Consider the following 26169-nt stretch of genomic DNA (forward strand, 5'->3'; position numbering starts at 1 on the left):
AGCCCCGCAGAGCTGCACTGGTCAGCAAGCCTCGGCCGTCGACCGCCGTCCCGTCCCGCAGGTCGACCACCGCCCCGCACAGCACAGCCCCCCGGGTCTCCGCCCGCACGGGCGCGGCCCGAGGCTGCCAGCCCCGCAAGCCTCGGCCGTCCGATGCCGTCCCGTCCCGCAGCTCGACCACCGCCCTGCACAGCACAGCCCCGCCCTGCACAGCACAGCCCCGCCCTGCACAGCACAGCCCCGCCCCCGCACAGCCCCGCCTCACCCACCCCCAGCCCCCTGCACCCCCTCAGCGGTCCGAGTAGTCGCGGGTGTCGCCCGTTCGCCCGCCCGGCCCGGCACCAGCGCGAGACCCGTCAGTGGAACCGCCGCGAGTACCAGCCACGGCCACAGCCCGCCCATCTCCAGCAGCGCGCCCGCAGGCGCGCTTCCCGCGAGGACGACCATGCCCGCCAGGGACGACAACGCCCCGGTGAACAGGCCGAGTCGGCGTGCATCCACCAGGTCGGGCAGCCAGGCCCGGGTGGCCGGCACCACCAGCATCTGCCCCAGCGTCAGCAGCACCACGAACGCCGCCGACGCCCACAGCCCGCCCAACGGCGAAAGCACCCCCGCCACCACGAACGCGACCGCCAGCAGCACGAGCCCGCACATCACGAAGCCCCGCCAGGACAGCCGGGCGGCGGCCCATCGCTCCAGCGGCAGCTGCCCGGCGACGACCATCGCCGACGACAGCGCGAACAGCCAGCCGAGCGCGGACTGCGAACCGGTCGACCGCTCCAGCTCGGCGGGCAGCGCCAGATACAGCTGGTTGTAGGCCAGCAGATACGTCGCGTAGGCGACGGCGAGCGCGAGGAAGCGGCGATGGTGGAGTACGACACGGACGTCGACCCGCTCACGGCGGGCGGCCGGGGCCGCAGCGGAGCGGGGCATCAGCCGCCAGTGCCCCGCGAGCACCAGCGCGAAGACCCCGGCCCCCGCGAGGCAGGCCGCCCGGAAGCCGCCGGACAGCAGGAGCGCGCCGAGCACGGGACCGATCAGCGCGCCCGCCTGCCCGCCGGCCGAGAACTTCGCAAGGACGCGCGTACGCGCGATGCCGTCGGCCTCCTCCAGACACACCGCCTCGCGTGCGATCTCGGTCTCCACGGCGGGTGAGAACAGCGCGGCGGCGAAGCCGACAAGGACCACCGCCCCGATGACGGCCGCCGTGCCTTCGGCGAACCCGAGCCAGCAGAACCCGGAGACCCGTAGTGCACACCCGGCAAGGACCACCGGCCGCGGACCATAGCGGTCGGTGAGCGCCCCGCCGACGACGAAGAGCCCCTGCTGGCTGAACGTCCGCAGCCCCAGGACCAGCCCCACCAGCCAGCCACCGAGACCCAGCGATCCGCTCAAGTGGTCGGCCAGATAGGGCAGTACGGCGAAGAAGCCGACGTTGAAGGCGAACTGGCTGGAGACGAGAAGGCGGGCCAGCGGGCTCAACGGTCCGTCCCCTGCCCGGCGGACGCGGTGATGATCCTGCCCGCGCGCATCTCGATCACGCGATCACTGAAGTGCCGTACGACAGCCCTGTCATGGCTGATGAAGAGATAGCCGAGGCCGAGACGCTCCTGCAGCTCGGCAAGGAGATTGAGTATGCCCGCGCGCAGCGACGGATCCAGCGCGGAGACCGGTTCGTCGAGAACGAGCAGACGCGGCTCGCAGGCCAGCGCGCGGGCGATGCCCGCCCGCTGACACTGTCCGCCGGACAACTCGTGCGGCAGCCGGTCGCCGTGCGCGGCGGCGAGGCCGACCAGATCGAGAAGCTCGGCGACGCGGTCCGGGCCTGCGGCGCCCCAGCGCCCCTGCACCCGCAGCGGCTCCGCGACGGCATCGCGGATGCGGTGGCGGGGGCTCAAGGAGCCGTAGGGATCCTGGAAGACCGGCTGCATCGCCGGCCGCAGCGGCCGCAGCCGGCGTTCGTCGAGCGCGGTGAGCTCCTGCCCCTCGAACCACACCTCACCGCCGTCCGGGCGCCGCAACTGCAGGACGGCCGTGGCGGTGGACGACTTGCCGCAGCCCGAGGGTCCGATCAGCGCCAGGGTCTCACCGGCGGCGAGGTCGAACGAGACGTGATCGACGGCGACCGCGTCGCCGTAGCGGACCACCAGGTCGCGGACGTCGAGGAGAGGGGGCGGGGAAGTCATGTGGTGGGGGCCTTCTCGAGGAACAACTAGGCGGGCGGGCGAGGGCAGTTCAGGTCGGCGGTGGCAGGAACAGGAAGTCGTCCGGTTGCTGTACGTCCCCTGTGGGGGCGGCGGGATCACATCGCGGAGGCCTTTTCCAGGAACAACTCGGCAGGTGACGCGGGCAGTTCACGCCAGCGGTGGCAGGACACCGTCCGGTCGCCGTACGTCTGCTCCGGTTCCGGCAGCTCGGTGCGGCACCGCTCGGTGGCCAGCGGGCAGCGTGGTGCGAAGGCGCAGCCCGGTGGCAGGGCGTCGAGCGCCGGTGGTGTGCCGGGGATTGCCGGGAGGCGGCGGCCTGCCAGTGGTTCTGTAGGCGGCAGAGAGGCGAGCAGCCCGGCGGTGTACGGGGCGTGCGGCCGTGCGAAGACCTGCGCCACCGGACCGGACTCCGCCTGCCGGCCCGCGTACATCACAAGGACCCGGTCGGCATGGCCGCGTACCACCTCCAGGTCGTGGGTGACCAGGACCAGTGCCGCACCCGCCGCCCGGCACCGGGCGATCAGCAGATCAAGGATCTGGGCGCGCCGTTCGCGATCCAGGGCCGTGGTCGGCTCGTCGGCGACGACCAGCTCCGGTTCGTTGATCGTGGCCATCGCGATGACCGCCCGCTGCCGCATTCCCCCGGAGAACGCGTGCGGATGGGCGCGGGCCATCCGCGCCGCATCCGCGATCCCCACCTGCTCCAGCGCGGTCACGGCAAGCTTCCGCGCCCGGCCGCGGGAGACCCCGCGCACCGACCGTACGGCGGCGGCGAGTTGATCGCCCACGGGGTGCACGGGGGAGAGGGCGGACAGCGCGTCCTGGGGTACCAGCGCCACCCGGCGCCCCCAGAGGGCGGCAGGCGCTGCACGGTCCTTGCCGACGAGCTCGACGGCCGCCGTGCCCGTGCCGGGCGGCCGCCCGTGCAGCGTCACGCCGCCGGCGACCGACGCGCCGCGCGGCGCCATGCCGAGGGCAGTCCGCGCCGTGACGGACTTGCCTGCCCCCGACTCGCCGACCACCGCAAGGACCTCGCCCCTGCGTACGTCGAAGGAGAGACCCCGCACGGCAGGACCGGAATCGAAGGCGACCCTCAAGTCCCGTACGGAGAGCAGGACATCGGGCAGCGACGCCTCAGGTTTCAAGGGGGAGTTCCTTCCAGGTACGGGGGCGGAAACGGGAGCGGTATCGGGGGCGATTGCGCACGCCGGAACCGCCGGCACTGCCGGAGCGCCCGTCCCCGCCCAGACTCGCCCCCAGCGACACCGCAAGCCCCGCAAGCAGCGCCAGCGCCACTGCAGGGGCGAGCGCGGCCCACGGCGCGCGCTCCACATACGCGCGTGACTCGTCCAGAAGCAGCCCCCACTCGGGCGCGGGCGGCTGCGCCCCCAGGCCAAGGAAGCCGAGCGAGGCCAACGCGAGCGCGATGCCTGGCAGTCGGAGCACCGCGTGGCGTGCGACCGGTCCTGCCACCGATGGCAGTACATGCCGGGTGAGGATCCAGCGGGGTGGCGCGCCGATCGCCTTCTGGGCGGTGAGGAACGACGAGGCCCGCACCTCTTGCGTCAGCGCCGCCGCGTGGGCGGCCAGCGGCGGCCAGGAGATCAGCCCGACGGCCAGCGCGGCACCGCCGGTGCCGGGTCCTGCCACCGCCGCGACGAGAATGCCGACGATCACGGGCGGCAGGGCGTTGGCGATGTCCGAGGCCCCCGCGGCGAACGTCGGCAGGAAGCCGAGTACCAGCGAGAGGAGCAGGCTGACCGCGCACACCGCGGCCGCCGTGCCCACCGTCGACGCGGCCCCGTGCCCGAGCCGGGCGAGCACATCGCGGCCGAGGCCGTCCGTGCCCAGCGGATGCGTCCAGGACGGCGCCGCGAGCCGGGCGCCGGTCCGCACCGCGTAGGGATCACGCAGCAGCCCCCAGACAACGGCCGTCAGGAGTACGCCGCCGAGCGCGATCGGCACCACGGGGCGCACCCGCGCCGGGCGTGCCGCGGGCAGCGTGAGCCCCGCATCGCGCAGCGCGGGCCCCAACAGCCTGCGCCGCACCCACGCGGCGAGCAGGCCCGCGGCCAGGCCGAGCGCAAGCAGCGCGAGGACCGCGCCCTGCAGCAGCGGCAGATCCTGCGCCTTGGCCGCACCCAGGGCGCTGCGCCCGATGCCGGGCACCGCGAACACGCTCTCCACGGCGACCGCACCACCGGTGAGCCCGACCGCGACCATCCCGAACTGCGGTACCAGCGGCGGCAGTACGCGTCTGAGAGCGGCCCCCGCGACGCGGGCGCGGCTCACCCCGGAACCCCGCCACAGCTCCACCCACCGCTCGTCGAGCACCCCGGGCAGTGCGTCCGCGACGAGCCGCCCAAGGAGGCCGCCCGCGGGAACCCCGAGCGCGACGGCGGGCAGCACCAGGTGCACCGGCCCCTGCCAGCCGGACGTCGGCAGCCAGCCCAGCCATACCCCGCACACCAGCAACGCGACGGTGGCGAGCAGGAATTCGGGCACGGCCGCGAGCATCGCGGCGAATGCCCCGGCCGACCCGCGCCCCCGCACGAGGACCGGCAGCACCAGCGCACAGGCCACCACGGCCGCCACCACGAGCGCGGCCCCCATCAGCGTCAGCGACACCTGCACCCCGGTGGTCACGGACGGCAGCACCGCGGTCCCCGACACCCATGACGTGCCGAGGTCACCGCGCAGCAACGCGGCCGCCCAACTCCCGAGCAGCGCAAGGGGACCGGCGTCAAGACCCAGATCGACACGGATCGCCCGCAGCGCCTCGGCCGTCGCCTCCTGCTCGGCGGATCGGGCCCGCAGCACGGTGAGCGCCGGATCGTTCCCCGAGAGCCAGGGCAGCAGCCCGACGGTGGCGAGCACGGCGGCCAGACACCCGGCCCGGGTCAGCGCACCCGCCACCCGGGAGCCGGCACGCGGGCCCGCCTTCGGCGCGGTGAGCCTCACTTGACGTACGTCTTGGCCGTGACCAGCTCGCGCTCACGCGGGTCGTGCGCGGCGTCCACCATGGAGGCCGCGTCGCCCTGGATCACCCGCTCGTGGAGCATCGGGATCGCGGCATCGGTGGCGAGCACCGCGCCCTCCGCGTCGATGACGGCCTTGCGGCGCGCATCGCCGGCCGGGGCGGCGGAGGCCTTCTCCAGGGCCTTGTCGACGGCCGGGTCGGACAGCTGGGAGATGTTGAAGGAGGCGTCGGAGCCGAAGTCGCTGTAGAGGTACGCGGCCGGATCACCGGAGTCGAGCACGGTGGCCCGGGAGAGGATGAACGCGTCGAACTCGCCGGCCAGCGCGTCGGATTCGATGGCGGCGTACTCGCGGACCTCCAGCTTCACCTTGAACCCGGCCTTCTGGAGCTGCTGTTGCAGCGTCGCGGCGACCTCGGGCAGCTCCGCGCGGTCGGTGAAGGTGCCGATGGTGATGGCCGCGCCGTCGGGATCACCGGCCTTAGTGCGCCGCACGTCCTTGGGCCGCAGATCGGCCGCCCAGGGGAGGGCCGGTCCCAGCAGCCCGTCCGCGACATCGGCCCGGCCCTCGTAGACGCCGTTGACGAGGGTCTTCGCGTCGATCGCCGTACGTGCGGCGGCGCGCAGGCCGGGCTTCTGGAACGGCCCCTTCGCCGTGTTGAGGTAGAGGGTGTTGGTGCGCGGCATCGGCACCTCGGTGATCTGGTCCTCGTCCAGGAGCGAGGCCTGCGAGACCGGCACGGCCTCGGCGATGTCGGCCTCACCGCTGCGCAGGGCGGCGGCCCGCGCGGTGCCGTCGGGCACGAACTTCACGTCGATGCCGGGGGACTTGGCCTTGGCGCCCCAGTAGCCGTCGTAGCGTTCGAGGGCGGCGGACGAGGTGCCTCTGACATCCGTCAGCTCGAAGGGCCCGGTGCCGGTGCCGAGCGGGCTGACCGTCTTTCCCCGGTACGCCTTGGCCGCGAGGATCGACAGCTGCGGAGAGCTCAGCCGGTGCGGGATCAGCGGGTCCGCGGCGGTGGTGGTGACGGTGACCTGGTCGCCCTGGGCCTCGGCCGTCAGGTCGACGCCGTCGAGGATGCGCGGCTTGGGCGACGCGGACGCGGCCTCGGTGAGGGAACGTACGGCCGCGTCGGCGGTGAGCTTCGTGCCGTCATGGAAGGTGACCCCGTCGCGGACGGTGAAGGTCCAGGTCTTGCCGGACTGCTTCCACCCGGTGGCGAGCGCGGGCCTGGCATCGCCGTTGGCGTCGAGCCGGACGAGGGTCTCGGCGGTGGACCAGCGTGACAGCTTGAAGGCGTCGTCGGAGAGCGGCGAAAGACCGGAGCGCGGCGGCTGCATCATCGCCACCCGTATCCGTTCTCCTCCGTCCCCGGCTCCGTCGGACGCCGCGTCCGTCGCGGCGAAACAGCCGGTGAGCAGCGAGGAGGCGGCGGTGACTGCGGCCATGGGGAGGAGACGGGCAGGCAGGCGCACGGGAGCCCTTCCGGGTAAAGGGGTGGTCAAGGAGAAGGCGCCGACCGTAGCACGATGACAATCGTTTTCAATAAAAGAGTCCGGGATGCGGTCCCTGAGCGTCGGTCCGGATGCCGCCTGAACGGTGGCCGTCCAAGGGCTCGTGCGACTAAGGTCCCATCTAAGCGAACGCTTAGCCGCCCCCTCCGCGGGACGGCAGGCCGCGTCACGAGAGAGAGGCAGGCAGCCCGTGCCGGTCATCGACGCGTGGATGCAGCACCCCACGCTCCGCCACTCCAACCACGAGATGTTCGAGTCGTTGCGCCGGTGGACGGGGCAGGGGCTCCTTGAGGAACCACTGCCGGTCAAGACCACGGTCGCCGCGCTGGCCGCGGCCGATGTCGAGATCGGGCTCGCGGCCGCCTGGTACGGCCCTCAGGGGCCGCTGATCAGCAACGATGAGGTGGCCGGTTTCGTCGCCCAATCCGATGGGCGGCTGCGCGGAGTCGCGGGTGCCGACCTCACCCGACCCGTCGAGGCTGTGCGCGAACTGCGCCGCGCGGTGCGGGAACTCGGCTTCGTGGCCCTGCGGATCGTGCCCTGGCTGTGGCAGCTCCCGCCCACCGACCGGCTCTACTACCCCCTGTACGCGGCCTGCGTCGACCTCGGCATCCCCTTCTGCACCCAGGTCGGGCACACCGGCCCGCTGCGCCCGTCGGAGACCGGCCGCCCCATCCCGTACATCGACCAGGTCGCCCTCGACTTCCCCGAGCTGACCATCGTGTGCGGACACATCGGCTACCCGTGGACGACGGAGATGATCGCCGTCGCCGACAAGCACGCCAACGTCCACATCGACACCAGCGCCTACACCGCACGGCGCTACCCGCGTGAACTCGTCGATTACGTACGCGGGCGAGGCCGCGGGAAGGTCCTGTTCGGCTCGAACTACCCCATGATCGCGCCAGGTCAGGCCCTGGAGCACCTGGGTGATCTCGACCTGGACGAGGAGGCCACCGAACTGTTCCTGTCCGGCAATGCTCGGCGGGTCTTCGGTCTCTGACCTCGCTCCGAGGGGAAGGTCAGGAACGCGGGCCGCGGGTCTTGTCGGCCCGCTGTGCGTCCTTCTCCTTCTGCTTCTCCTTGATCCGCACCGCTTCCTTGCGGACCTCGGCCTGCGTGGCGCGCTCCTTCTGCAGCCACTCCGGGTTGTCCGTCTTCAGCGCTTCGATCTGCTCCGTGGTGAGCGCCTCGGTGACCCCGCCGCGCGCGAGACCGGCGATGGAGACGCCCAGCTTCGCCGCGACCACCGGCCGGGGGTGCGGGCCATTGGCACGCAGTTCCTTCAGCCACGCGGGCGGATCGGTCTGCAGGGAGTTCAGCTCGGTGCGCGAGACGACACCCTCCTGGAACTCGGCGGGGGTGGCCTCGAGGTACACACCCAGCTTCTTCGCCGCGGTCGCGGGCTTCATGGTCTGGGTGGTCTGGTGCGACGTCATGGTGCCAAGGGTATCGAGCATGTGAGCTACCGCTGACCACGCCGGGTAATCTGGCGGAGTGACAGACTCGCAGGTAGCCCCTTCTTTCAGGCTCGCTTACGTCCCGGGGGTGACGCCCACCAAGTGGGTGCGGATCTGGAACGAGCGACTGCCCGACATCCCGCTGACCCTCGTCGCGGTGCCCGCCGCCGAAGCGTTCGACCTGCTGCGCGGCCCTGACGCCGACGCCGGTTTCGTACGTCTGCCCGTCGACCGTACGGACCTCAGCGCGATCCCCCTCTACACCGAGACCACCGTGGTCGTGATCCCCAAGGACCACGTCGTGGCGGCCGTCGACGAGGCGTCCTGCGAGGACCTCGCCGACGAGATCGTGCTGCACCCCCTCGACGACACCCTGGACTGGGAGCAGCTTCCGGGGCGGCCCGCCGACGAGCGCCCCGCCACCACCGCCGACGCCATCGAACTGGTCGCGGCCGGCGTGGGCGTCCTGGTCGTCCCGCAGTCCCTGGCCCGCCTGCACCACCGCAAGGACCTCACCTACCGGCCGCTCACCGGCGCTCCGGAGTCACGTATCGCCCTGTCCTGGCCGGAGGATGAGACCACCGATCTGGTGGAGGACTTCATCGGCATCGTGCGCGGACGGACGGTCAACAGCTCCCGCGGACGTACGCAGCCGGCCCCGGCCAAGCAGCCCAAGAGCAAGCGCCCCGAAACCGGCGGCGCGCGCCGCAAGCCCGCGGCGGGCAAGCCGGCCGGCAAGGGCTCCCGCGGCGGTTCCGGCGCCGCCAAGGGCGGCAAGCGCGGAAAGCCGCGCCGCAAGTAGCCGCCCCGGACCGGTCCCGGCGCCGTCAAAGGCGCGGGCCCGCCGGGTCCGCCGGGTCCGCCCCGTTCAGCCCCAGGACCCCGGACTGCGCGCCGCCCCCGTCGAACCGGTCGACGGCATACGACACCCAGGTCGCGGACCCGGTGACGTACAGATGGGGAATCCGGACACTCACCGCCGCGCCCACCCACGAGCCCGCAATCCGCAGCCGCGACTCCCAGCGGTGGCTCCACGTCACCCAGCGAACGGTGACGACATCGTTGGCGGCCATCCCGGGATACGCGCCGACCCGGACGGTGGCGGGCCCCACGAAGTCCGTCTCCAGATATCCGTCGACCGCCTCGTCGACGCTGGGCGGCGCCAGCAGCACGCCCATCGCATCCCCCCCCGATCGGGCCCACCCTCCATGCCCGTCAGCGGGCGTCGTCGAAGCCGAGATGCGTGATGCTGGCGGCTATGCCCGCCACCTTCACATCGACCACGACCTCGCCCCTCGTCCATTTCGTCGTCGAGCCGTCGGGTGCGCCCATCGTCGTCAAGACGGCCACCGGCAGCCGCTCCCGGTCCTCCGCCTCGGGGTAGAAGACCACCAGATACAGCCGGCCACGCTCGTTGAAGCCGTACTGGGTGTTCATCACGACATCGCAGAACGTCTCCGGGCCTCGGCCCGTGACCCACCACTCGCCGTTCTCCTGCGTGGCAGCGGAGAACCGCGCCCGGAAATCGGCGACCGTCGCACCCCACGGCAGCCCGTTCCAGCCCCATTCGACCGAGTCGGGCTCCGCGAGGGTCCGCGGGGTGTCGGCCGCCGCCCGCCGACGGCCGGGCACGAACCGGGAGAGGCCACGGCGGGGCCGGGAGTCCGGGGCGGCCGTGTCGCGGCGGGTCGCACCGTCACGGCTCGCACGGCCACCGAGACCGTCGCGCTCGGAGTCGTCGGATGCATCGGATGCATCGGATTCATCGGCGTCACAGCCGACCTCGGCTTCGACGTCGCCGATCAAGGTGGTGACGCGCTGCGGCAGCCAGTCGTCGCTCGCGTCGGCACCGGCGAACGCGCGCAGTATCTCGGCCATCTCCGGCCGGGCGGCCGGATCCTTGGCCAGGCAGGCGGACACCAGACCGCGCAACTCGTTGTCGACCAGCGACAGATCGGGCTCTTCCTGGACGATCCGGTAGAGCACGGCGGCCGGATGCCCGGAGCCGAAGGGGGAGGTGCCGGTCGAGGCGAAGGCCAGCACGGAGCCGAGCGAGAAGACGTCGCTGGCGGGGGTGATGTCGGTGTCGCCGCGGGCCTGTTCCGGCGACATGTAGGCGGGCGTGCCGGAGATGACGCCCGTCGCCGTGTGGGTGGTGGCTTCCAGGGCGCGGGCGATCCCGAAGTCGATGACGCGGGGCCCGTCGGTGGCCAGGATGACGTTGCCCGGCTTCAGATCGCGGTGCACCAGGGCGCAGTTGTGTACGGCGCCGAGCCCCTCGGCGAGTCCCGCCGCCAGTACGCGCAGTGTCTTGGCCGGGAGCGTGCCGTGCTCGGTGACCGCCGTCTGCAGCGAAGGCCCCGGTACGTACGCGCTGACGAGCCAGGGGCGTTCCGCGTGCGGATCGGCGTCGATGACCTGGGCGGTGTAGAAGCCGCCCACCCGCCGGGCCGCCTCCACCTCCCGGGCGAAGCTGCGACGGAACCCCGCATCGGTTCCGTACTCGGGGCGGACCACCTTCACCGCCACCGGGCGGCCGCCCGCGGAACGGCCGAGAAAGACCTGCCCCATGCCGCCCGCGCCAAGGCGTCCCACCAGCCGGTAGCCGCCCACCCGGTCCGGGTCGCCTGCCTGCAGAGCTTCCATCGACACTCCCCGTCTCCGGCCAACTTCCCCTGGAGGCAGATCTTTTCAGAGGCGGACGCGTGGTGTGGGGAATCGGGGGTGGTCGAGGTCGCCCCCCGCCCGCACGTCAGGCCTGGTCCCCGGGATCCTCGCTGAGGAACTCCGCAACCAGCTCTGGCGGGTTGGCGGCCCGGGTGAGGGCGAACATCTCGTCAGGGGCGAACATGTCGTAGAGGATCACCGGCAGTGGCCGCCCCAGGGCGCGGACGAGGTGGCCCTCCGTGTGGAGCTCCCGGGCCAGGTCGACGCAGAGCTCGTGGAACTCCTCCGCGAGCCGCTCGTCGCGCTCGTCCTGCTCCTGCTCGGAGAGGCGTTCCCCTTCGGCCTGGTCATCCTCGTACCAAAGGCCTCGTTCGATCGCTTCACGGCGGTGCAACTCGGCGCCGACCGGGTCATGTTGGGGATCGTGGCCGGTGATGCGTACGCCTTCGAGGCCCGATGGCGGGAAGTAGGCGTAGTTCCAGCGGGCCTCCCACGCCTCTGCGGGACTTGTCTCGGCGAGCAGCCGGGCCACCTCGGTCTCGGTGTTGTAGCCGATCGCCAGATAAGGGAACCGAGGATCCTGGTCGACGCTGTCGATCCGGAACGTGACGGCGTAGATATCGGACGCCACCTCTTCAGGGAACTCGGCCAGGGTGCGCGCGGCAACCTGCCCCAGGTGCAGGCGGAATGTCATCGACGGCTCTTCTCCTCGGTGGCATCGCGGAGTTCGACGGTGCGGATTCTAGGCAGGGGCGGTGCGACGGTCTGCGTCAGCCCGTCTTCCACGGGCGGAGCTTTTCCGGGTTGCGCACGGCCCAGAGTTGTCTGATCCGGTCGCCTGTGATGTCGAAGGCGATCACCCCTGTGGTGACACCGTCCTCCTGGACGACCAGGCCGGGCTGGCCGTTGACCGTGCGCTCCAGGAGAGTCCGGTCGCGGTCCGATGTCGCGATGGTGAGCGTGATCAAGTAGCGCGCGAGCTGTTCGCCGCCGTGGATGGGCTCGAGCGCGGCCCTGACCAGGCCGCCGCCGTCGGAGAGTCCCGTGGCGTCGGGGTCGAGCAGGCTGATGAGGGCGGCGATGTCCCTGGCTTCCCAGGCCCGCTTGAAGTCCTTGACGATGTCGGCCCGCCGGGATGCGGAAGTCGCGGGTGCCTCGGAGGCCCGGATGCGACGGCGGGCGGAGGTGGCCAGTTGGCGGCATGCGGCGGGTGTGCGGCCGACGATCTCGGCGACGTCGGCGAAGGGGTACTGGAAGACGTCGTGGAGGATGAACGCGACGCGCTCGGCGGGGGTCATCGATTCGAGTACGACGAGGAAGGCCATGTTGATCGACTCGGCCAGGGTGACGCGGTCGGCGGGGTCGGCGCTCGTGCCGCCCGGCCGCCCGTTGACCCAGTCCGTGTGGTGGGGCAGGGGCTCGGGGATCCATTCGCCCACATAGCGTTCGCGGCGGGCGCGTGCCGAGCCGAGCAGGTCGAGGCAGACGCGGCTTGCGACCTTGGTCAGCCAGGCGCCGGGGGACGCGATGGCCGCGCGTTGGTGAGGAGACATCGCGTACCAGCGGGTGTACGTCTCTTGGACGACGTCCTCGGCGTCGGCCAGTGAGCCGAGCAGCCGGTAGGCGAGGCCGGTCAGCTGACGCCGCTCGCTCATGATCGCGCTCAGGGCCGGATCGATTCGGCCGTCTCCCGGCGCGGATGGGGTCCTCATCGTGTCGCCGCTCCCTTGGCTGAGCCTCTGGTCGCCAGTACGACTGGCTGTGCCTGTGGTCACCAGTACGACGAGACGGCCCCGCGAAATGTGACGTCGGCGCGTCACCTCACAATCCGCGGGGCCGCCTCGTCGGTAGTGCTGGGACCAAGGCGGTCCCGCGAACAGCTGTTCCGTCCACGGGGTGGAACGGCCGGGCACGAAAGGGAGATCGCCATGCAGACACGACTCGACTACCTCACCAACCCGGTGATGGCCAAGGCCGTACAGGGCTTCGTTTCGGCGGGCAAGGCGGTCGCGGAGTCGGCACTGCCGGCCGCGACGAGGGAGCTGGTGCTGCTGCGCGTCAGTCAGATCAACGGCTGCGGCTTCTGCATCGACATGCACACCAAGGAGGCCGAAGCCGCCGGTGAGACCTCGGTGCGGCTCCACCTGGTCGCCGCCTGGCGCGACGCCACGGTGTTCACCGATGCCGAACGGGCCGCCCTGGCACTTGCGGAGGAGGGCACCCGCCTCGCCGACGCGGCCGACGGCGTCTCCGACGAGGTGTGGGCGAACGCAGCCAAGCACTACGACGAGGAGCAGCTCGGCGCCTTGGTGTCGGTCATCGCCATCATCAACGCCTTCAACCGCCTGAACGTCATCACTCAGCGGCCCGGAGGCGACTACGAGCCCGGCCAGTTCGGCTGACCGGTAGTCGCCCCCAGGGGGCCGGGCCGAAGAAGACCCGGCCCCCTGGGAGCAGCGGGGGAGTTCACTTGCTGCGCCCGCTCAGCGGCACCCGCCGTGCGACGACCTTGCGGTGGCTGATGCGCCAGCCCTGATCGGTGGGCACCAGGGTGTCCTCGTAGGTGACGCTGCCGCTCGTGCCGTCCGCGTTGACGCCGATGCCCTTGGAGCGGGCGAGCACCCGGCCGCCCTCTCCCTCGCTGAGGACGATGTTCGTGACGTGGTGACCCACGGGAGTGGCCGTGCATCGAGATCAACTCGGAGATGGCGATGCGGTCCTCGATGTTCAGCGCCATGGAAGTCCTCACGTCGCGCACCGGACCACATGACGAGGCGATGCCTCCCGGCGTTGGTCTGCATGCCACGTGACAGCGGTGGAGCGGTGCGAATCTGTCGGCGCCGGCAGGGCCGATGCCAGGATCCTGTGCCTGAGCTCCGTTCGGACGCAAGTTGTCTGATGGGGGATCAGAAACGGGTATGAGCAATGTGGCGTGCGCGCCCGTGCCGACGCACGTATCCAGTCCGAGTCCTCGTACCCCACTGGAGGAACCCGTGCGCCGCAAGCTCCTTGCCACATCCCTGACCGCCGCAGCCACCACCGCCGCCTTCGCCCTGAGCGTGGCGGTCGCCGCGCCGGCGGGCGCCGTCCCCGCCGACAAGGGCCAGGTCCTCAGCAGCTGGACCCAGACCGGCGCCAGCAGCTACAACGCGTGGGCCGCGGCCCGGGCGAACCAGGGTGCCTGGAGCGCCTACGCCTTGAGGCGGGCGGCGACCGGGCTCAGGCGGGTCGACGAAGTCCCGCGACGAGAAGTCCGACCAGGCGGCGTGCGTCGTAGCGGGGGTCGCTGTCCGCGCCGATGCAGAGGTTCCCGACGCCCCGCATGAGCTCGTACGCGGCCACGTCGGCACGGATCTCGCCGGAGGTGGCCGCGGCGTCGAGCAGTTGGGAGCACACCGGCACGAGGCGGTCGAGGAAGTGCGCGTGCAGTGCGTCGAAGCCGGCGTTGTCGGACTGCAGCACCGCGGCGAGACCGTGCTTGGTGACCAGGAAGTCGACGAAGAGGTTGATCCACTGCCCCAGTGCGGCGTGCGGCGTCGCGCTGGTCGACAGGAGCGCGGGACCGGCCTCGGCGCAGGCCTCGATCTGGTGCCGGTAGACGGCGATGATGAGATCCGCCCGCGTCGGGAAGTGGCGGTAGATCGTGGCCGTCCCGACCCCGGCCTCGGCCGCGATGTCACGCACCGGTGCTTCCACGCCCGAGGTGACGAAGACCGCGGCTGCCGCGTCGAGCAGGGCCTCCTTGTTGCGCCGGGCGTCCGCACGCTTGGGCCGGACCGCCGCGTGCCCCGTGTCCTCGTCGCTGTCGTGCACCGCGCCGTCCTCTCCGCTGCCGGGCTTCCGTCGCCTGGCTTCCGATGCCGGGATTGCTAAACGGGACAGCGTTCCGTATCGTCAAACGGGACGTCGTTCCGTTTGCCCATGATGCCAGAGCGGACGGACGGCAGTCGACCAAGCCATGCACTGTCACCACGCTTCATCCGCAATGGAGGAACACGGTCATGCAGTACCGCACTTTGGGCCGCACCGGCGTGCAGGTCAGCTCCCTCTCGCTCGGCGCGATGAACTTCGGCGCGATCGGGCGCACCGGCCAGGACGAGGCCACCGCCATCGTCGATGCCGCGCTGGAGGGCGGCATCAACGTCATCGACACCGCCGACATGTACAGCGGCGGCGAGTCGGAGGAGATGGTCGGCAAGGCCATCGCCGGCCGCCGCGACGACATCGTCCTCGCCACCAAGGCGACTATGCCGATGGGTGACGAGCGCAATCGTCAGGGCGGCTCGCGCCGCTGGCTGGTCACCGAGCTCGACAACAGCCTGCGCCGCCTGGGCGTCGACCACATCGACCTCTATCAGATGCACCGGTGGGACCCGAAGACCAGCGACGAGGAGACGCTCTCGGCCCTGACCGACCTGCAACGCGCGGGAAAGATCCGCTACTTCGGCTCATCGACGTTCCCCGCCTACCGCATCGTCCAGGCCCAGTGGGCCGCCCGCGAACATCACCTGAGCCGGTACGTCACCGAACAGCCCAGCTACTCGATCCTGCAGCGGGGGATCGAGACCCACGTGCTGCCCGTGACCGAGCAGTACGGCCTCGGCGTGCTGGTGTGGAGTCCGCTGGCTTCGGGCTGGCTGTCGGGCGCGATCCGCGAGGGCCGGGCCATGACCACCAGCCGCGCGCAGTCCATGCCCCAGCGCTTCGACACCACCATCCCGGCCAACCGGGCCAGGCTCGACGCCGTCGAGCGGCTGGCCACGGTCGCCGACGAAGCCGGCCTCACCCTGATCCAGCTCGCGCTCGGATTCGTCACCGCGCACCCCGCCGTGACCAGCGCGATCGTCGGCCCCCGCACCCTGGACCACCTGCACGGGCAACTCGCCGCCGCGGACACCGTGCTCTCCGCCGACGTACTCGACGCCATCGACGCGATCGTCGCTCCCGGCACCGACCTGGCCGCCCACGAGAAGCACGACACCCCGCCTTCACTCCTCGAACCGTCACTGCGCCGCCGCTGATCGTCCGGGGGCAGTCACTCCGGCTGGACGCCCGCGCCCCGGCGGATGACCGAGGCGAATCGTCATGAACGAGCCGCTCACTCGATGACCGCGGTCGCCTCGACCTCGACCAGGTGGTCGGGGACGTCCAGCGCCGCAACGCCGATGAGCGTGGCCGGCGGGACCGGTGTGCTCCCCAGCTTCGCGGCTGCCCGGGCCATTCCCTCCATGAGCAGGGGCATCTTGTCGGGGGTCCAGTCGACGACGTACACGGTCAGTTTCGCCACGTCGTCGAAGGTCGCGCCGACCTCGGTCAGGGCAGTGCCGATATTGAGGTAGCACTGCTCGACCTGGGCGGCGAGGTCACCCTCGCCGACCGTGACCCCGTCGGCCGTCCAGGCGACCTGCCCGGCGATGAAGACCAGCTTCGACCCGGTCGCGATCGACACCTGCCGGTACGCGTCGATCTCCGGCAGTCCGACGGGGTTCACCAGGGTGATGGCCATGTGCGTGCCTCCATGTCATGACGTGCTCTCTTGTGGTTACTCGGGAACTGTAGGAGAGTGTGCGATGACCTGGAAGAACGCACTTTTCGGTGACTGAGGAACCTCATGGTGACCAAGCAGTTCAGCGGCTCGCCCGAGGACGCGGACCTGACGCGCGCGGACTCGTTGGCGCGGGAGATCTTCACGGACGTGGCCAACAAGTGGGCGCTCCTGATCATCGACGCGCTGGGTGAGAGCACCCTGCGCTTCGGCGAGGTGCGCAAGGGAGTCGAGGGCATCAGCCACAAGATGCTCACCCAGAACCTGCGGATGATGGAACGCAACGGCCTGGTGGAGCGCACCGTGTACCCCACCGTGCCGCCGAGGGTCGAGTACACCCTCACCGAACCGGGGCGCGCCCTGCGCGAGTTGGTCCACCGCATGTGCGACTGGACCCACCAGCACATCGGCCACATCGAAGCCTCCCGCCACAGCTTCGACTCCTGAGATCTTCTTGATTCGAAGATTGTTTCGGTGGAAGGTGCGGGGATGCAGAGTCTTCCGACATTCGTACTCGTTCATGGCGCCTTCGCGAACTCGTTCTCGTTCGCACCGCTGCAGGCCGAACTCGCCCTGCTCGGGCACCGATCGGCCGCGGTCGACCTTCCGGGGCACGGGTTCGATGCGACGTTCCCCGCCGCCTACCAGGCTCCCCAGGATCTCGCCGCGCTCGCCGAGGCACCAGGGAGCATCCGGGGCGTCACCCTCGCCGACAACGTCGCCCGCGTGATCGAAGTCCTCGAACGCGCGAAGCGGAACGGGCCGACCATCCTCGTCGGCCACAGCCGGGGCGGCATCACGATCACCGCCGTCGCCAACGCCCGGCCCGACCTGATCGACCGCATCGCGTACGTATCCGCCTGGTGCCCCGTCGAGCTCACCGACTACTACGGAGAGCCGGAGATGGCGGACGTCGACCCCGCTGCCTTCGCTCCGGCGATCGCCGGCAACCCCGCCGAACTCGGGCTGATCCGTACCAACTTCCGCATCGCCGAACCCGGGGTGCTGGCCGCGATGCGGCACGCCTTCGCCGCCGACCTCACCGATGACGAGTTCCGTACGTTCCTGAACACCTTCCAGCCCGACGAGAATCTCGACATCGGCACAGCCGCCGACCGGGCACAGGCCGCGACGTGGGGGAAGGTTCCCAAGACCTTCGTACGTCTTGCCGACGATGCCAGCATCCCGCTCGCCATGCAGGACCGCATGATCCGCGAGGCCGACACACTCACCCCGGACAACCCGTTCGACGTCCGCACGCTCGAGGGGAGCCACCTGCACTGGCTCGTCCGCCCGAAGCCCGCCGCCGAACTCCTCGCGAACCTCGCGGCGAGCTGACAACTGCCGCAGAGGCAGTGCCTTTTCACGTCATCTCCGTACGTGAAACGGTCCGGCGCGGCAGCGCGCCGGACCGTCGCCGGTCAGCTCATGCTCGTGGCGCCGTCCAGGGACTCACGGATGATGTCGGCGTGACCGGAGTGCTGAGCGGTCTCGCTGATGATGTGCATCAACACCTGCCGGATCGACTGCTGCGCGCCGGGTTCCGTCCACGGGGCCTTCGGCAGCGGCCATGTGGCGTCCAGATCGGGCACCGTGGCGACCAACTCGTCGGTACGGCGGGCCACCTCGGCGTAGCGGTCCAGGACACCGGCCAGCGTCTCGCCGGGCAGCATCCGGAAACTGTCGGCCCGACGCGCCCAGTCGGCCTCGGTCATGGCCGTGAAGTCGGGCATCGCCGACGGGCCGCCGAGGATGAAGTCCCCCCAGCTCTGCTCGACTTCGGCTACGTGCTTGATCAGACCCCCGAGGCACAGCTCGCTGGCGGTGGTTCGCAGCCCGGCCTGCTCGTCGGTGAGGTCACGGGTGGTGAAGCGCAGAAAATGCCGGTTCTTGGCCAGCGCCGCCAACCATTCGGCGCGCTCACCGCTGACGGCGGGCGCCTCGTCCAGGTCGCGGGTGATCGGCTCGTCTGCAGTCATGGTCTCAGCCTTCCGGTGTTCTCGCTTCGGTGTTTCTCGCTCCGTCGGTCAAGGAACACGCTAAGAGCCATCGAGGTCGGATTCTGGCCTATATGCCGGTCGGGCGCGGAACCAATGACGTCCGGAACCTGCGAGCCAGGTCCCGGACGTCATGTCGTCACCGGCTTGTGAGAACGACGAGTTGCCGGGTTGCTCGGGTCATGGCGACGTAGCGGTCGACCGCTCCTTCGATTCCCTCGCCGAACGACTCCGGGTCGATGAGGACGACCAGGTCGAACTCGAGCCCCTTCGACAGCTCCGGGGTCAGCGAGTGGACGCGGGACGTTGCCCGGAACGTGGGATCGCCGATGACGCAGGCGATTCCTTCGGCGTTCGCGGCGAGCCAGGTGTCGAGGGTCGAGTGCAGTTCCGTGACGGATCCGTGGGTGACCGGGATGCCGCTGCTGCGGATGGACGTCGGCACATTGGCGTCCGGGAGCGCAGCCCGGATGACCGGCTCGGCCTCCTTCATGACCTCTTCCGGCGTCCGGTAGTTGATGCTCAGGGAGGCCACGTCGATCCGGTCGAGGCCGACCCGCTCGAGGCGTTCCTGCCACGACTCCGTGAACCCGTGCCTGGCCTGGGCGCGGTCGCCGACAATGGTGAAGCTCCGGGACGGGCAGCGCTGCAGCAGCATCTGCCACTCCGCGTCGGTCAGCTCCTGGGCCTCGTCCACGACTATGTGCGCGAACGGTCCAGCCAGCAAGTCCGGGTCGGCAGTGGGCAGTTCGGCATCATCGACCAGGCTGACCTGGGCGTCCTTGCCGCGCAACATCGTCACCAGGCCCTCGCCGTCGTCACCGTCCGCCCCCGAGTCGGCGGCGGCCACGATCAGGTTGTCGACGACCTGCCCCATGCGCTCGCGCTGGGCGGCCAGGATGGCCTCGTGCCGGCGCCGCCGCCGTGCCGCCTCCGGATCGCCGAGCCGCTGCCGTGCCGCGTCCAGGAGCGGCAGGTCGGACACCGTCCAGGCCTCGTTCTCCGGGCGCCGCAGCTTCTTCACGTCGTCGGGGCCGAGGTGGGGAGCGCACATCCGCAGATAGGCGGGCACCGACCACAAGTCCGAGACGAGATCGGTCGGCTCGATCATCGGCCACGCACGATTGAGGGTCGTGACCAGCTCTTCGTCGTGCCGCAGCGACCTGCGGAACAGGTCGATCGGCACGTCGCCGTCGGCCTTGTCCAGCAGGATCGCGACCAGCTCCTCCCAGATCTCCTCGCGCGCTTCGTTGTGCGGAGTACCCGGTCCCGGTGTTTCGAACGCCTCGGCCCAGTCGTCGGCGCTCAGCCAGACGTCGGCCCAGTCGGTCGAGACCGTCATCCCCTTGGTGGGCGGCTCTTCGTAGAACCTGACGGCCTTCTCGATCGCCTTCACCATGTCGGCGGACGACTTCAGAAGCGCCACGTCCGGGTCGCTCTCCTGCACCGCTCCCGCCCCCTCGGCCACGAGATCCCGCACGGTGCAGGTCTGCACGCCCTCCTCTCCGAGACTGGGCAGGACGTCCTCGACGTACCTCAGATAGGGCTGGTGCGGACCGACGAACAGCACGCCGCCACGACGGTGCCCGAGGCGAGGGTCGGAGTACAGGAGGTGGGCGGTGCGGTGCAGCGCCACGACGGTCTTGCCCGTGCCCGGACCGCCGTCGACGACGAGAGCGCCGCGGGACCCGGCCCGGATGATGGCGTCCTGGTCGGCCTGGATGGTGGCGAGCACGTCCCGCATCCGGTCCGACCGGTTGCTGCCCAGGCTGGCGATGAAGGCGGACTGGTCGTCGAGCGCGGCGTGCCCGTCGAGCCCGTCGGCGGTGAACACCTCGTCCCAGTAGTCGCTGATGCGGCCGCGGGTCCAGCGGTACCGGCGGCGGCTCGCCAGGCCCATCGGGTTGGCGTGGGTCGCCGCGAAGAACGGCTCGGCCGCGGGGGAGCGCCAGTCGAGCAGCAGCCGGCGACCCTCGTTGTCGGTGAGGCCGAGCCGTCCGATGTACACGGGCTCGGGGCTGTCCGCGCCGACCACGCGTCCGAGGCACAGGTCGAGACCGAAGCGGCGCAGGGCGCGCAGCCGGCCGGTCAGCCGGTGGATCTCCAGGTCCCGGTCCATGGCCTCCCTGCCGATGCCGCCGGGCGCCATGCGCTCGGCGTCGAGGCGGCCGGACACCTCGGCGATCGTCTGCTCAAGGCTCTCCGCGATGGCCGCGAAGTGCCGCTCGTCGCCGTCGATCAGCGTCGGGTCGGCCTTGGGGGAGAGGGTGTCGGGAAGGTCAAACGCACTGTCACCGCACGACTCATCAACCGACAACAATGCACGCACTTCGTGAATCACCTATTTCCTCAGGTCCAGGGCTTAGGCGAGTGATTGTGCGGCACGACCGGGGCCTTGCCGCAAGCCCCCCAGTGCGCTATAAGTTAAGAGTGGCAAGGAGCGAGTTCTCTCCTTGCCTTTTTTGTTCCCGGGCGCACGGGCTCTCTCGCGGACGCTGAAACCATCGTGAAACCGCGCTGAATGCGCGCTGCCGCACCCTCTGCTCCATGACGACCACGACATCGCCCCCACTCGCCATCGCGGCCACGGGGCTGCGCAAGGCCTACGGGGACAAGACGGTCCTCGACGGCATCGACCTGGCCGTGCCGCAGGGCACGATCTTCTCCCTCCTGGGTCCCAACGGCGCCGGCAAGACGACCGCCGTCAAGATCCTCTCCACGCTCATCACCGCCGACGCCGGTGACCTGCGCGTCGGCGGCCACGACCTGGCCACCGACCCGCAGTCCGTGCGGGCCGCGATCGGCGTCACCGGGCAGTTCTCCGCCGTCGACGGGCTGATCACCGGCGAGGAGAACATGCTCCTCATGGCGGACCTGCACCACATCGCCCGCCATGAGGGGCGGCGGGTCGCCGCCGAACTCCTGGAGCGCTTCGACCTGGCGGAGGCCGCGACCAAGCCCGCCGCCACCTACTCCGGCGGCATGAAGCGCCGCCTCGACCTCGCCATGACGCTGGTCGGAGGCCCGCGGATCATCTTCCTCGACGAGCCGACCACCGGCCTCGACCCGCGCAGCCGCCACAACATGTGGGGCATCATCCGCGAACTCGTCTCCGACGGCGTCACCGTCTTCCTCACCACCCAGTACCTGGAAGAGGCCGACCAACTCGCCGACCGCATCGCGGTGTTGAGCGACGGCGAGATCGCCGCCGAGGGCACTGCCGACGAGCTGAAGCGGCTCATCCCCGGCGGCCACGTGCGGCTGCGCTTCTCCGACCCGGTCGCGTACCGGTCCGCCGCCGACGCCCTGCGCGAGACCACCAGGAACGACGAAGCGTTGTCGTTGCAGATCCCCAGCGACGGCAGTCAGCGCGAACTGCGCTCCATCCTCGACTGGTTGGACTCGGCCGGCATAGAGGCGGACGAGCTGACCGTGCACACCCCCGACCTCGACGACGTGTTCTTCGCCCTGACCAGCGGCACAAGCCGCCCCGAGAAGGAAGGCGCGGCCGCCCGATGAGCTCCCTCTCCCTAGCCGTACGCGACTCGTCCACGATGCTGCGCCGCAACCTCCTGCACGCGCGCCGCTACCCGTCCCTCACCCTCAACATCCTGCTCACGCCCATCGTCCTGCTGCTGCTCTTCGTCTACGTCTTCGGCGACGTGATGAGCGCGGGCATCGGTGGCGGCGGCGCCGACCGCTCCGACTACATCGCCTATCTCGTCCCGGGCATCCTGCTGATGACCATCGGCGCCACCCCGACCGGGACCGCGATCTCCGTCTCCATGGACATGACCGAGGGCATCATCGCCCGCTTCCGTACGATGGCGATCCACCGCGGCTCCATGCTCATCGGGCGCGTCGTCGGCAGCGTGCTGCAGGCGCTCCTCAGCGTGCTCCTGGTCGGTGCCGTCGCCGTGGCCATCGGCTTCCGGTCCACCGACGCCACAGTCCTGGAGTGGCTGGCGGCGTTCGGGCTGCTCGCGCTGGTCGCCACGGCGTTCACCTGGATCGCGGTCGGCCTTGGAATGGCCAGCCCGAACGCCGAGGCGGCCAGCAACAACGCGCTGCCACTGATCATCCTCCCGCTCATCTCCAGTGCCTTCGTCCCCATCGACGCGATGCCGGGCTGGTTCCGGCCGTTCGCCGAGTACCAGCCGTTCACGCCGGCCATCGAGACCCTGCGCGGACTGCTGCTCGGCAGCGAGATCGGCAACAACGGGTGGATCACCGTCATCTGGTGCGTGGGCCTTGCCGCGCTCGGCTACCGCTGGTCGACGGCGCTGTTCAGCCGCGACCCGAAGTAGCCGCGCGGGCCGCCTCCCACAGCTCGTCCCGCCCCAGGGCGGCGTACTCCGACACAGCGTCGGCGTACGCCGCCCGGTCGGCGTTCTCGGCCGCCTGACGGGCGCGGGCCGCCGACATCGTCGGCTGGAACTCGCGCAGTACGCGCAGCCGTTCGGCCAGCGCGATCATTCGTACGGCGCTGGCACTGGCACCGGCGTCGCCGGAAGCGAGTTCCGCCATGCCCAGCGCGTGCAGCACCGTTCCGAACACAGGGAGCTCCAACGGCGTACGCGGCGGGCCGTCAAGCAGCGTTCGCAGTCGTTGCCGCAGCCGGTCGACCGGTTCCGCGACGAGCCCGAGACGGTCGGCGTGGGCGTGCGCCGTCACCGCCGCCGACTGGATCTGAAGCGCCCACGGGTCGAGCCAGGGGTCGTCGCCGTGCATCGAGCCGGTCTCTGGCAGCCGCTGCACGGCGCCGCGCCACAGGCCGAGACCGAGCTCCGTCAGCCCGCGGGAGAGCGCGATCTCGGCGTGCCCGCCGAGGTCGGGGCTGTAAAAGGCGTCCTCCTGCGGGGTGTTGGCCCCGTCCGCCTGCCGCAGCCAGTACTCGGCCTCGTCCGGGTCGCCGCGCTGCAGGCAGGCGAGGACGAGGGCCGAGCGGATGCCGATGTAGTCGTCCTCGTGGCCGACCCGCGGCAGCGCATCGAGCGCCGCCTTGAGATGTCCGTACGCCACCTCGCCCTGTCCCGTCCGCAAACACAGCTCGCTCAGCCGTGAGTGACCCATGAGCTGCAGGGACGGATGGTCGAGCGGGGTCAGCGCGGCGATCATCCGGCGGCCCGATGCGATCGCCCGCTCGATGTCGTGCTCGTACTCCCAGATGTAGGTGGCCGCGCACTCGGCGATACCGGCGACCAACGGCTGCTCGCTCGCGCAGAGCTTGAGCAGAACCGCGTGATCGGGAGGCAGCATCTCCGGAACCGCGCTCAGCACCGTCGCGGTGGCGCGCAGCAGCGTGTCCGGCGGGGCCGCAGGGAGCCGCCGGAGGGTCGCGAGGTGGCGTACGCCGTGCGTGCCGTAGTTCATGAACTGGGCAGCCGCGCACAACACGGCTGCGGCGCGGGTGACTTCGACGTACGCAGGACCGGGGCGGTAGCGCGACAGCGGCGGGCCGGTGTCTGCCGCGAGCGCGGCGAGGCGGGGGTAGTTGGAGTCGGTGAACCACAGGGCGGCGAGGACGGAGGTGACGGCTGCCGTGGTGGCGCCGTCCGCACGGGCCAGGGCGTGCCGTAGGGCAGGCACGAGGTTGTCCTGCTCGGCCCTGATCCGCTCCCGGGCGGTAAGGGAGTGTTCGTCGCTCGAGCGGCTCGGGGAAGCAGCATCGGGGCCGATGAGCACGTCGTGGTGCGCGACACCGAAGTCCCGTGCCCAGGTGAGGAATCGGCCGATGGCATCGTCTTCCTCGCCGGCCTCCGCACGCCGGGCCGCACTGAACTCCCGTACGGACTCCAGCATCCGGAACCGCACACCGACCGGGGTGTCGGCGGCGGTGAGCAGCGACTGCTCGGTCAACTGCTCAAGCAGCGGCAGCGTGTCCGCGCCGAGGACCTGCTCCGCCGCATCGCCCACAAAGCCGCCGGGGAACGCGGACAGCGTGCGCAGCGCCGCCCTGGCGTCCTCCGTCAGGAGGTTCCAGCTCCACTCCACGACCGCGTGCAGCGTGCGGTGACGTTCCGGTACGTCCCGTGCCCCACCCCGCAGCAGCGCGAACCGGTCGCCGAGGCGGTGGGCGATCTCCGGCACCGAAAGCACCCGCACCCGCGCCGCGGCCAACTCCACGGCGAGCGGCAGCCCGTCGAGGTGGCGGCACAGCTCGGCCACCGCGTCCGGCGGCAGCTCCACGCCGGCCCTTGCGGCCCGGGCCCGCTGCGTGAACAGCTCGACGGCGGTGTCGAGACCGAGTTCCGGCAGCGCGTAGACCGCCTCCGACGTGAGGTTCAGCGGGGCCCGGCTGGTGGCGAGCACCCGCACGTCCTTCGAGGACGAGACCAGGGCCCGTACGAGGTCGGCGGCGCCCCGGACGACCTGCTCGCAGTTGTCCAGGACCAGCAGTGCGGGCCCGGAGCCGAGCACGCCGAGGATGCCGGACACCGGGTCTGCCGCGGCGTGGCCGCTCAGGGCGCCGTGCCGCCCCTCGCCCGCGCCGAGCGCGGAGGCCACCTCCGCGGCCACGTCCTCGTCCGCGGTGACGGCGGCGAGCGGCACGAGGTACACCACGCGCTGCTCGGCCGCACGGCCGAGGGTGTGCGCGAGCCGGGTCTTGCCGAGGCCGCCGGGGCCGACGACGGTGACGGCGCGCGAGGCGCGCAGCAGGCGGCGCACCGCAGCGATGTCCTCGTCCCTGCCGAGGAGTTGGTTCGGCTCGTGCGGCACACCGTGCCTGACGACAGGCGCATCGCCGAGCAGCAGCTCCTGCTGTACGGCCTTCAGCCCGGCGCCCGGATCCGTGCCGAGCGCCTCGCGCAGCTCGCGGCGGTAGGCCTCGTACCGGGCCAGGGCCGCGGACGGGCCCGCCGTCGCCGCCTCGCCGCGCAGCAGCTCGGCGAGCACCTCCTCGTCGCGCGGATGCTCCGATGCGGCCGAGGCCAGCGGCCCGGCCGCCTCCGAGTGCCGCCCGAGACGGGCCAGCGCGAGCGCCTGCGCGCGGACGAGCGCACCGCGGACGGGGGCGCGTTCGGCGCGCAGGGCGGCCACCGGGTCTTCAGTGTTGCCCACCCCGTCAGGGGCGCCCTCCCACAGGGCGAGCCCGGCCTCGGCCGCGGCCAGCGCGCCCGCGTGGTCCCCGGCCTGGGCCCGCTCCGCGCTCGCGTCGGCGTGCAGCAGCAGGGCGGAGCTGTCGACCTGGTCCTCGGCGATGGCGAGCCGGTATCCGGTCGGCGTACCGGCGATGACATCGGCGCCCAACTGCGCCCGAGCCCTGGACACGAGCACCTGCACCGCCTTGGCCGGCCGCTCCGGCAACGCGTCGGGCCACAGCCCCGCCACAAGGCGTTCGGTGCTGCAGCCTGTGCGCAACTCACCCGCGAGCAGGGCGAGGAGGCCGCGGAGCCGGGGCGCGGTGACCTCCTGCCCGCGATAGGCGACACGCTCCAGCAGGGTCAGGTCGGTGGTCACCAGTGCAGGTTAACCAAGGCTCCGGCCCTCCGACTCCTGCTGCTGCCGCGCGTTCGCCCGCGTCAGACGCGGGCGATGATCCCGTGGGTTCCCGCGGACGTTGTCGAGACGGCACGTCGCCGTTCGGCACAGCACGACGGGCTGGCACCACAGGAGCGGGCGGCTGCGATCGCGGCTGCGGCCTTTGCCGGCGGTGTCCGGGCTTTGCGGACTCGGCAGCGCCCGGCCCAGTACTGCGAGCACACCCCGGGCGCGGACGCCGAACCAGGCGACGAGCGCCGCGATCTCGTCTTGGTCTCCCAACACCTTCAGGGACAATTCGTACGAGGACACAGAGGA

At 71.2% G+C, this 26169-nt stretch carries 24 protein-coding genes; 8 read left to right on the plus strand and 16 right to left on the minus strand.

What is annotated here, in order from left to right; translation table 11 throughout:
* Window positions 1–261: 261 nt before the first annotated feature.
* From AB0O76_RS29285 to AB0O76_RS29305, 5 genes are all read right to left on the minus strand, one after another.
* Entirely contained in the window at window positions 262–1482 is a 1221-nt protein-coding gene (locus AB0O76_RS29285; protein WP_365497035.1) for an MFS transporter, read from the minus strand.
* Window positions 1479–2186, minus strand: a complete 708-nt coding sequence (locus AB0O76_RS29290) for a dipeptide/oligopeptide/nickel ABC transporter ATP-binding protein (RefSeq protein WP_365497037.1) — start codon at window positions 2184–2186, stop codon at window positions 1479–1481. Before AB0O76_RS29290 ends, AB0O76_RS29285 begins: the two co-directional genes overlap by 4 nt.
* Window positions 2187–2302: 116 nt before the next feature.
* Window positions 2303–3352: an ABC transporter ATP-binding protein gene (locus AB0O76_RS29295; RefSeq protein WP_365497038.1), complete on the minus strand. Its 1050-nt coding sequence runs from the start codon at window positions 3350–3352 to the stop codon at window positions 2303–2305.
* The gene (locus AB0O76_RS29300) at window positions 3342–5123 is read right to left on the minus strand and encodes an ABC transporter permease subunit (RefSeq protein WP_365497122.1); all 1782 of its coding nucleotides are present in this window, start codon (window positions 5121–5123) and stop codon (window positions 3342–3344) included. The genes AB0O76_RS29295 and AB0O76_RS29300 overlap by 11 nt, the downstream gene beginning before the upstream one ends.
* Window positions 5124–5164: 41 nt before the next feature.
* Window positions 5165–6661 (minus strand): ABC transporter substrate-binding protein, encoded by a 1497-nt coding sequence (locus AB0O76_RS29305; RefSeq protein ID WP_365497040.1) that lies wholly within the window; start codon window positions 6659–6661, stop codon window positions 5165–5167.
* Between the two features lie 229 nt (window positions 6662–6890).
* Between AB0O76_RS29305 and AB0O76_RS29310 the strand changes: the two genes are divergently transcribed.
* Window positions 6891–7703, plus strand: a complete 813-nt coding sequence (locus AB0O76_RS29310; protein ID WP_365497042.1) for an amidohydrolase family protein — start codon at window positions 6891–6893, stop codon at window positions 7701–7703.
* A gap of 19 nt (window positions 7704–7722) precedes the next feature.
* On the opposite strand, the gene AB0O76_RS29315 is transcribed toward AB0O76_RS29310, so the two are convergent.
* Entirely contained in the window at window positions 7723–8139 is a 417-nt protein-coding gene (locus AB0O76_RS29315) for a DUF5997 family protein (RefSeq protein WP_365497044.1), read from the minus strand.
* Window positions 8140–8197: 58 nt separating this feature from the next.
* Between AB0O76_RS29315 and AB0O76_RS29320 the strand changes: the two genes are divergently transcribed.
* A complete protein-coding gene (locus AB0O76_RS29320) occupies window positions 8198–8962 on the plus strand; it encodes a LysR substrate-binding domain-containing protein (protein ID WP_365497046.1) in 765 nt (254 codons plus the stop codon).
* A gap of 25 nt (window positions 8963–8987) precedes the next feature.
* Here the strand turns inward: AB0O76_RS29320 and AB0O76_RS29325 are convergent, their stop codons facing one another.
* From AB0O76_RS29325 to sigJ, 4 genes are all read right to left on the minus strand, one after another.
* Window positions 8988–9338 (minus strand): hypothetical protein, encoded by a 351-nt coding sequence (locus tag AB0O76_RS29325; protein ID WP_365497048.1) that lies wholly within the window; start codon window positions 9336–9338, stop codon window positions 8988–8990.
* Between the two features lie 37 nt (window positions 9339–9375).
* A complete protein-coding gene (locus AB0O76_RS29330) occupies window positions 9376–10806 on the minus strand; it encodes a serine/threonine-protein kinase (protein WP_365497050.1) in 1431 nt (476 codons plus the stop codon).
* A gap of 106 nt (window positions 10807–10912) precedes the next feature.
* Entirely contained in the window at window positions 10913–11521 is a 609-nt protein-coding gene (locus tag AB0O76_RS29335; protein ID WP_365497052.1) for a hypothetical protein, read from the minus strand.
* 76 nt (window positions 11522–11597) lie between these two features.
* Entirely contained in the window at window positions 11598–12539 is a 942-nt protein-coding gene (gene sigJ / locus AB0O76_RS29340; protein ID WP_365497054.1) for an RNA polymerase sigma factor SigJ, read from the minus strand.
* Between the two features lie 216 nt (window positions 12540–12755).
* Here sigJ and AB0O76_RS29345 point away from each other — a divergent pair, with 216 nt between their 5' ends.
* Complete coding sequence (locus AB0O76_RS29345; RefSeq protein ID WP_365497056.1) at window positions 12756–13229, plus strand: carboxymuconolactone decarboxylase family protein; 474 nt, start codon at window positions 12756–12758, stop codon at window positions 13227–13229.
* Between the two features lie 64 nt (window positions 13230–13293).
* On the opposite strand, the gene AB0O76_RS29350 is transcribed toward AB0O76_RS29345, so the two are convergent.
* The gene (locus AB0O76_RS29350) at window positions 13294–13500 is read right to left on the minus strand and encodes a hypothetical protein (protein ID WP_365497058.1); all 207 of its coding nucleotides are present in this window, start codon (window positions 13498–13500) and stop codon (window positions 13294–13296) included.
* 546 nt (window positions 13501–14046) lie between these two features.
* A complete protein-coding gene (locus tag AB0O76_RS29355; RefSeq protein ID WP_365497060.1) occupies window positions 14047–14640 on the minus strand; it encodes a helix-turn-helix domain-containing protein in 594 nt (197 codons plus the stop codon).
* Between the two features lie 188 nt (window positions 14641–14828).
* Between AB0O76_RS29355 and AB0O76_RS29360 the strand changes: the two genes are divergently transcribed.
* Window positions 14829–15848: an aldo/keto reductase gene (locus tag AB0O76_RS29360; protein WP_365497062.1), complete on the plus strand. Its 1020-nt coding sequence runs from the start codon at window positions 14829–14831 to the stop codon at window positions 15846–15848.
* A 77-nt stretch (window positions 15849–15925) separates the two neighbouring features.
* Here AB0O76_RS29360 and AB0O76_RS29365 read toward each other — a convergent pair whose 3' ends face one another.
* Window positions 15926–16333: a RidA family protein gene (locus tag AB0O76_RS29365; RefSeq protein WP_365497064.1), complete on the minus strand. Its 408-nt coding sequence runs from the start codon at window positions 16331–16333 to the stop codon at window positions 15926–15928.
* Between the two features lie 105 nt (window positions 16334–16438).
* On the opposite strand from AB0O76_RS29365, the gene AB0O76_RS29370 reads away from it, so the two are divergent.
* Together AB0O76_RS29370 and AB0O76_RS29375 are read left to right on the plus strand one after the other, a co-directional pair.
* Complete coding sequence (locus AB0O76_RS29370) at window positions 16439–16819, plus strand: helix-turn-helix domain-containing protein (RefSeq protein ID WP_365497066.1); 381 nt, start codon at window positions 16439–16441, stop codon at window positions 16817–16819.
* A gap of 42 nt (window positions 16820–16861) precedes the next feature.
* On the plus strand, window positions 16862–17710 hold the full coding sequence (locus tag AB0O76_RS29375; RefSeq protein ID WP_365497068.1) for an alpha/beta fold hydrolase: 849 nt from the start codon (window positions 16862–16864) through the stop codon (window positions 17708–17710).
* Window positions 17711–17793: 83 nt separating this feature from the next.
* Here the strand turns inward: AB0O76_RS29375 and AB0O76_RS29380 are convergent, their stop codons facing one another.
* Together AB0O76_RS29380 and helR are read right to left on the minus strand one after the other, a co-directional pair.
* On the minus strand, window positions 17794–18351 hold the full coding sequence (locus tag AB0O76_RS29380) for a DinB family protein (protein ID WP_365497070.1): 558 nt from the start codon (window positions 18349–18351) through the stop codon (window positions 17794–17796).
* Window positions 18352–18508: 157 nt separating this feature from the next.
* Window positions 18509–20698, minus strand: coding sequence for an RNA polymerase recycling motor ATPase HelR (gene helR, locus AB0O76_RS29385; RefSeq protein ID WP_365497072.1), 2190 nt, complete (start codon window positions 20696–20698; stop codon window positions 18509–18511).
* 218 nt (window positions 20699–20916) lie between these two features.
* On the opposite strand from helR, the gene AB0O76_RS29390 reads away from it, so the two are divergent.
* Window positions 20917–21888, plus strand: coding sequence for an ATP-binding cassette domain-containing protein (locus tag AB0O76_RS29390; RefSeq protein WP_365497074.1), 972 nt, complete (start codon window positions 20917–20919; stop codon window positions 21886–21888).
* The gene (locus AB0O76_RS29395) at window positions 21885–22676 is read left to right on the plus strand and encodes an ABC transporter permease (RefSeq protein ID WP_365497076.1); all 792 of its coding nucleotides are present in this window, start codon (window positions 21885–21887) and stop codon (window positions 22674–22676) included. The genes AB0O76_RS29390 and AB0O76_RS29395 overlap by 4 nt, the downstream gene beginning before the upstream one ends.
* On the opposite strand, the gene AB0O76_RS29400 is transcribed toward AB0O76_RS29395, so the two are convergent.
* A complete protein-coding gene (locus tag AB0O76_RS29400) occupies window positions 22657–25830 on the minus strand; it encodes a BTAD domain-containing putative transcriptional regulator (RefSeq protein ID WP_365497078.1) in 3174 nt (1057 codons plus the stop codon). The two genes, AB0O76_RS29395 and AB0O76_RS29400, sit on opposite strands and share 20 nt — an antisense overlap.
* Window positions 25831–26169: the final 339 nt, after the last annotated feature.

The organism is Streptomyces sp. NPDC086554 (assembly GCF_040686095.1).
In the GTDB taxonomy this organism is placed as follows: domain Bacteria; phylum Actinomycetota; class Actinomycetes; order Streptomycetales; family Streptomycetaceae; genus Streptomyces.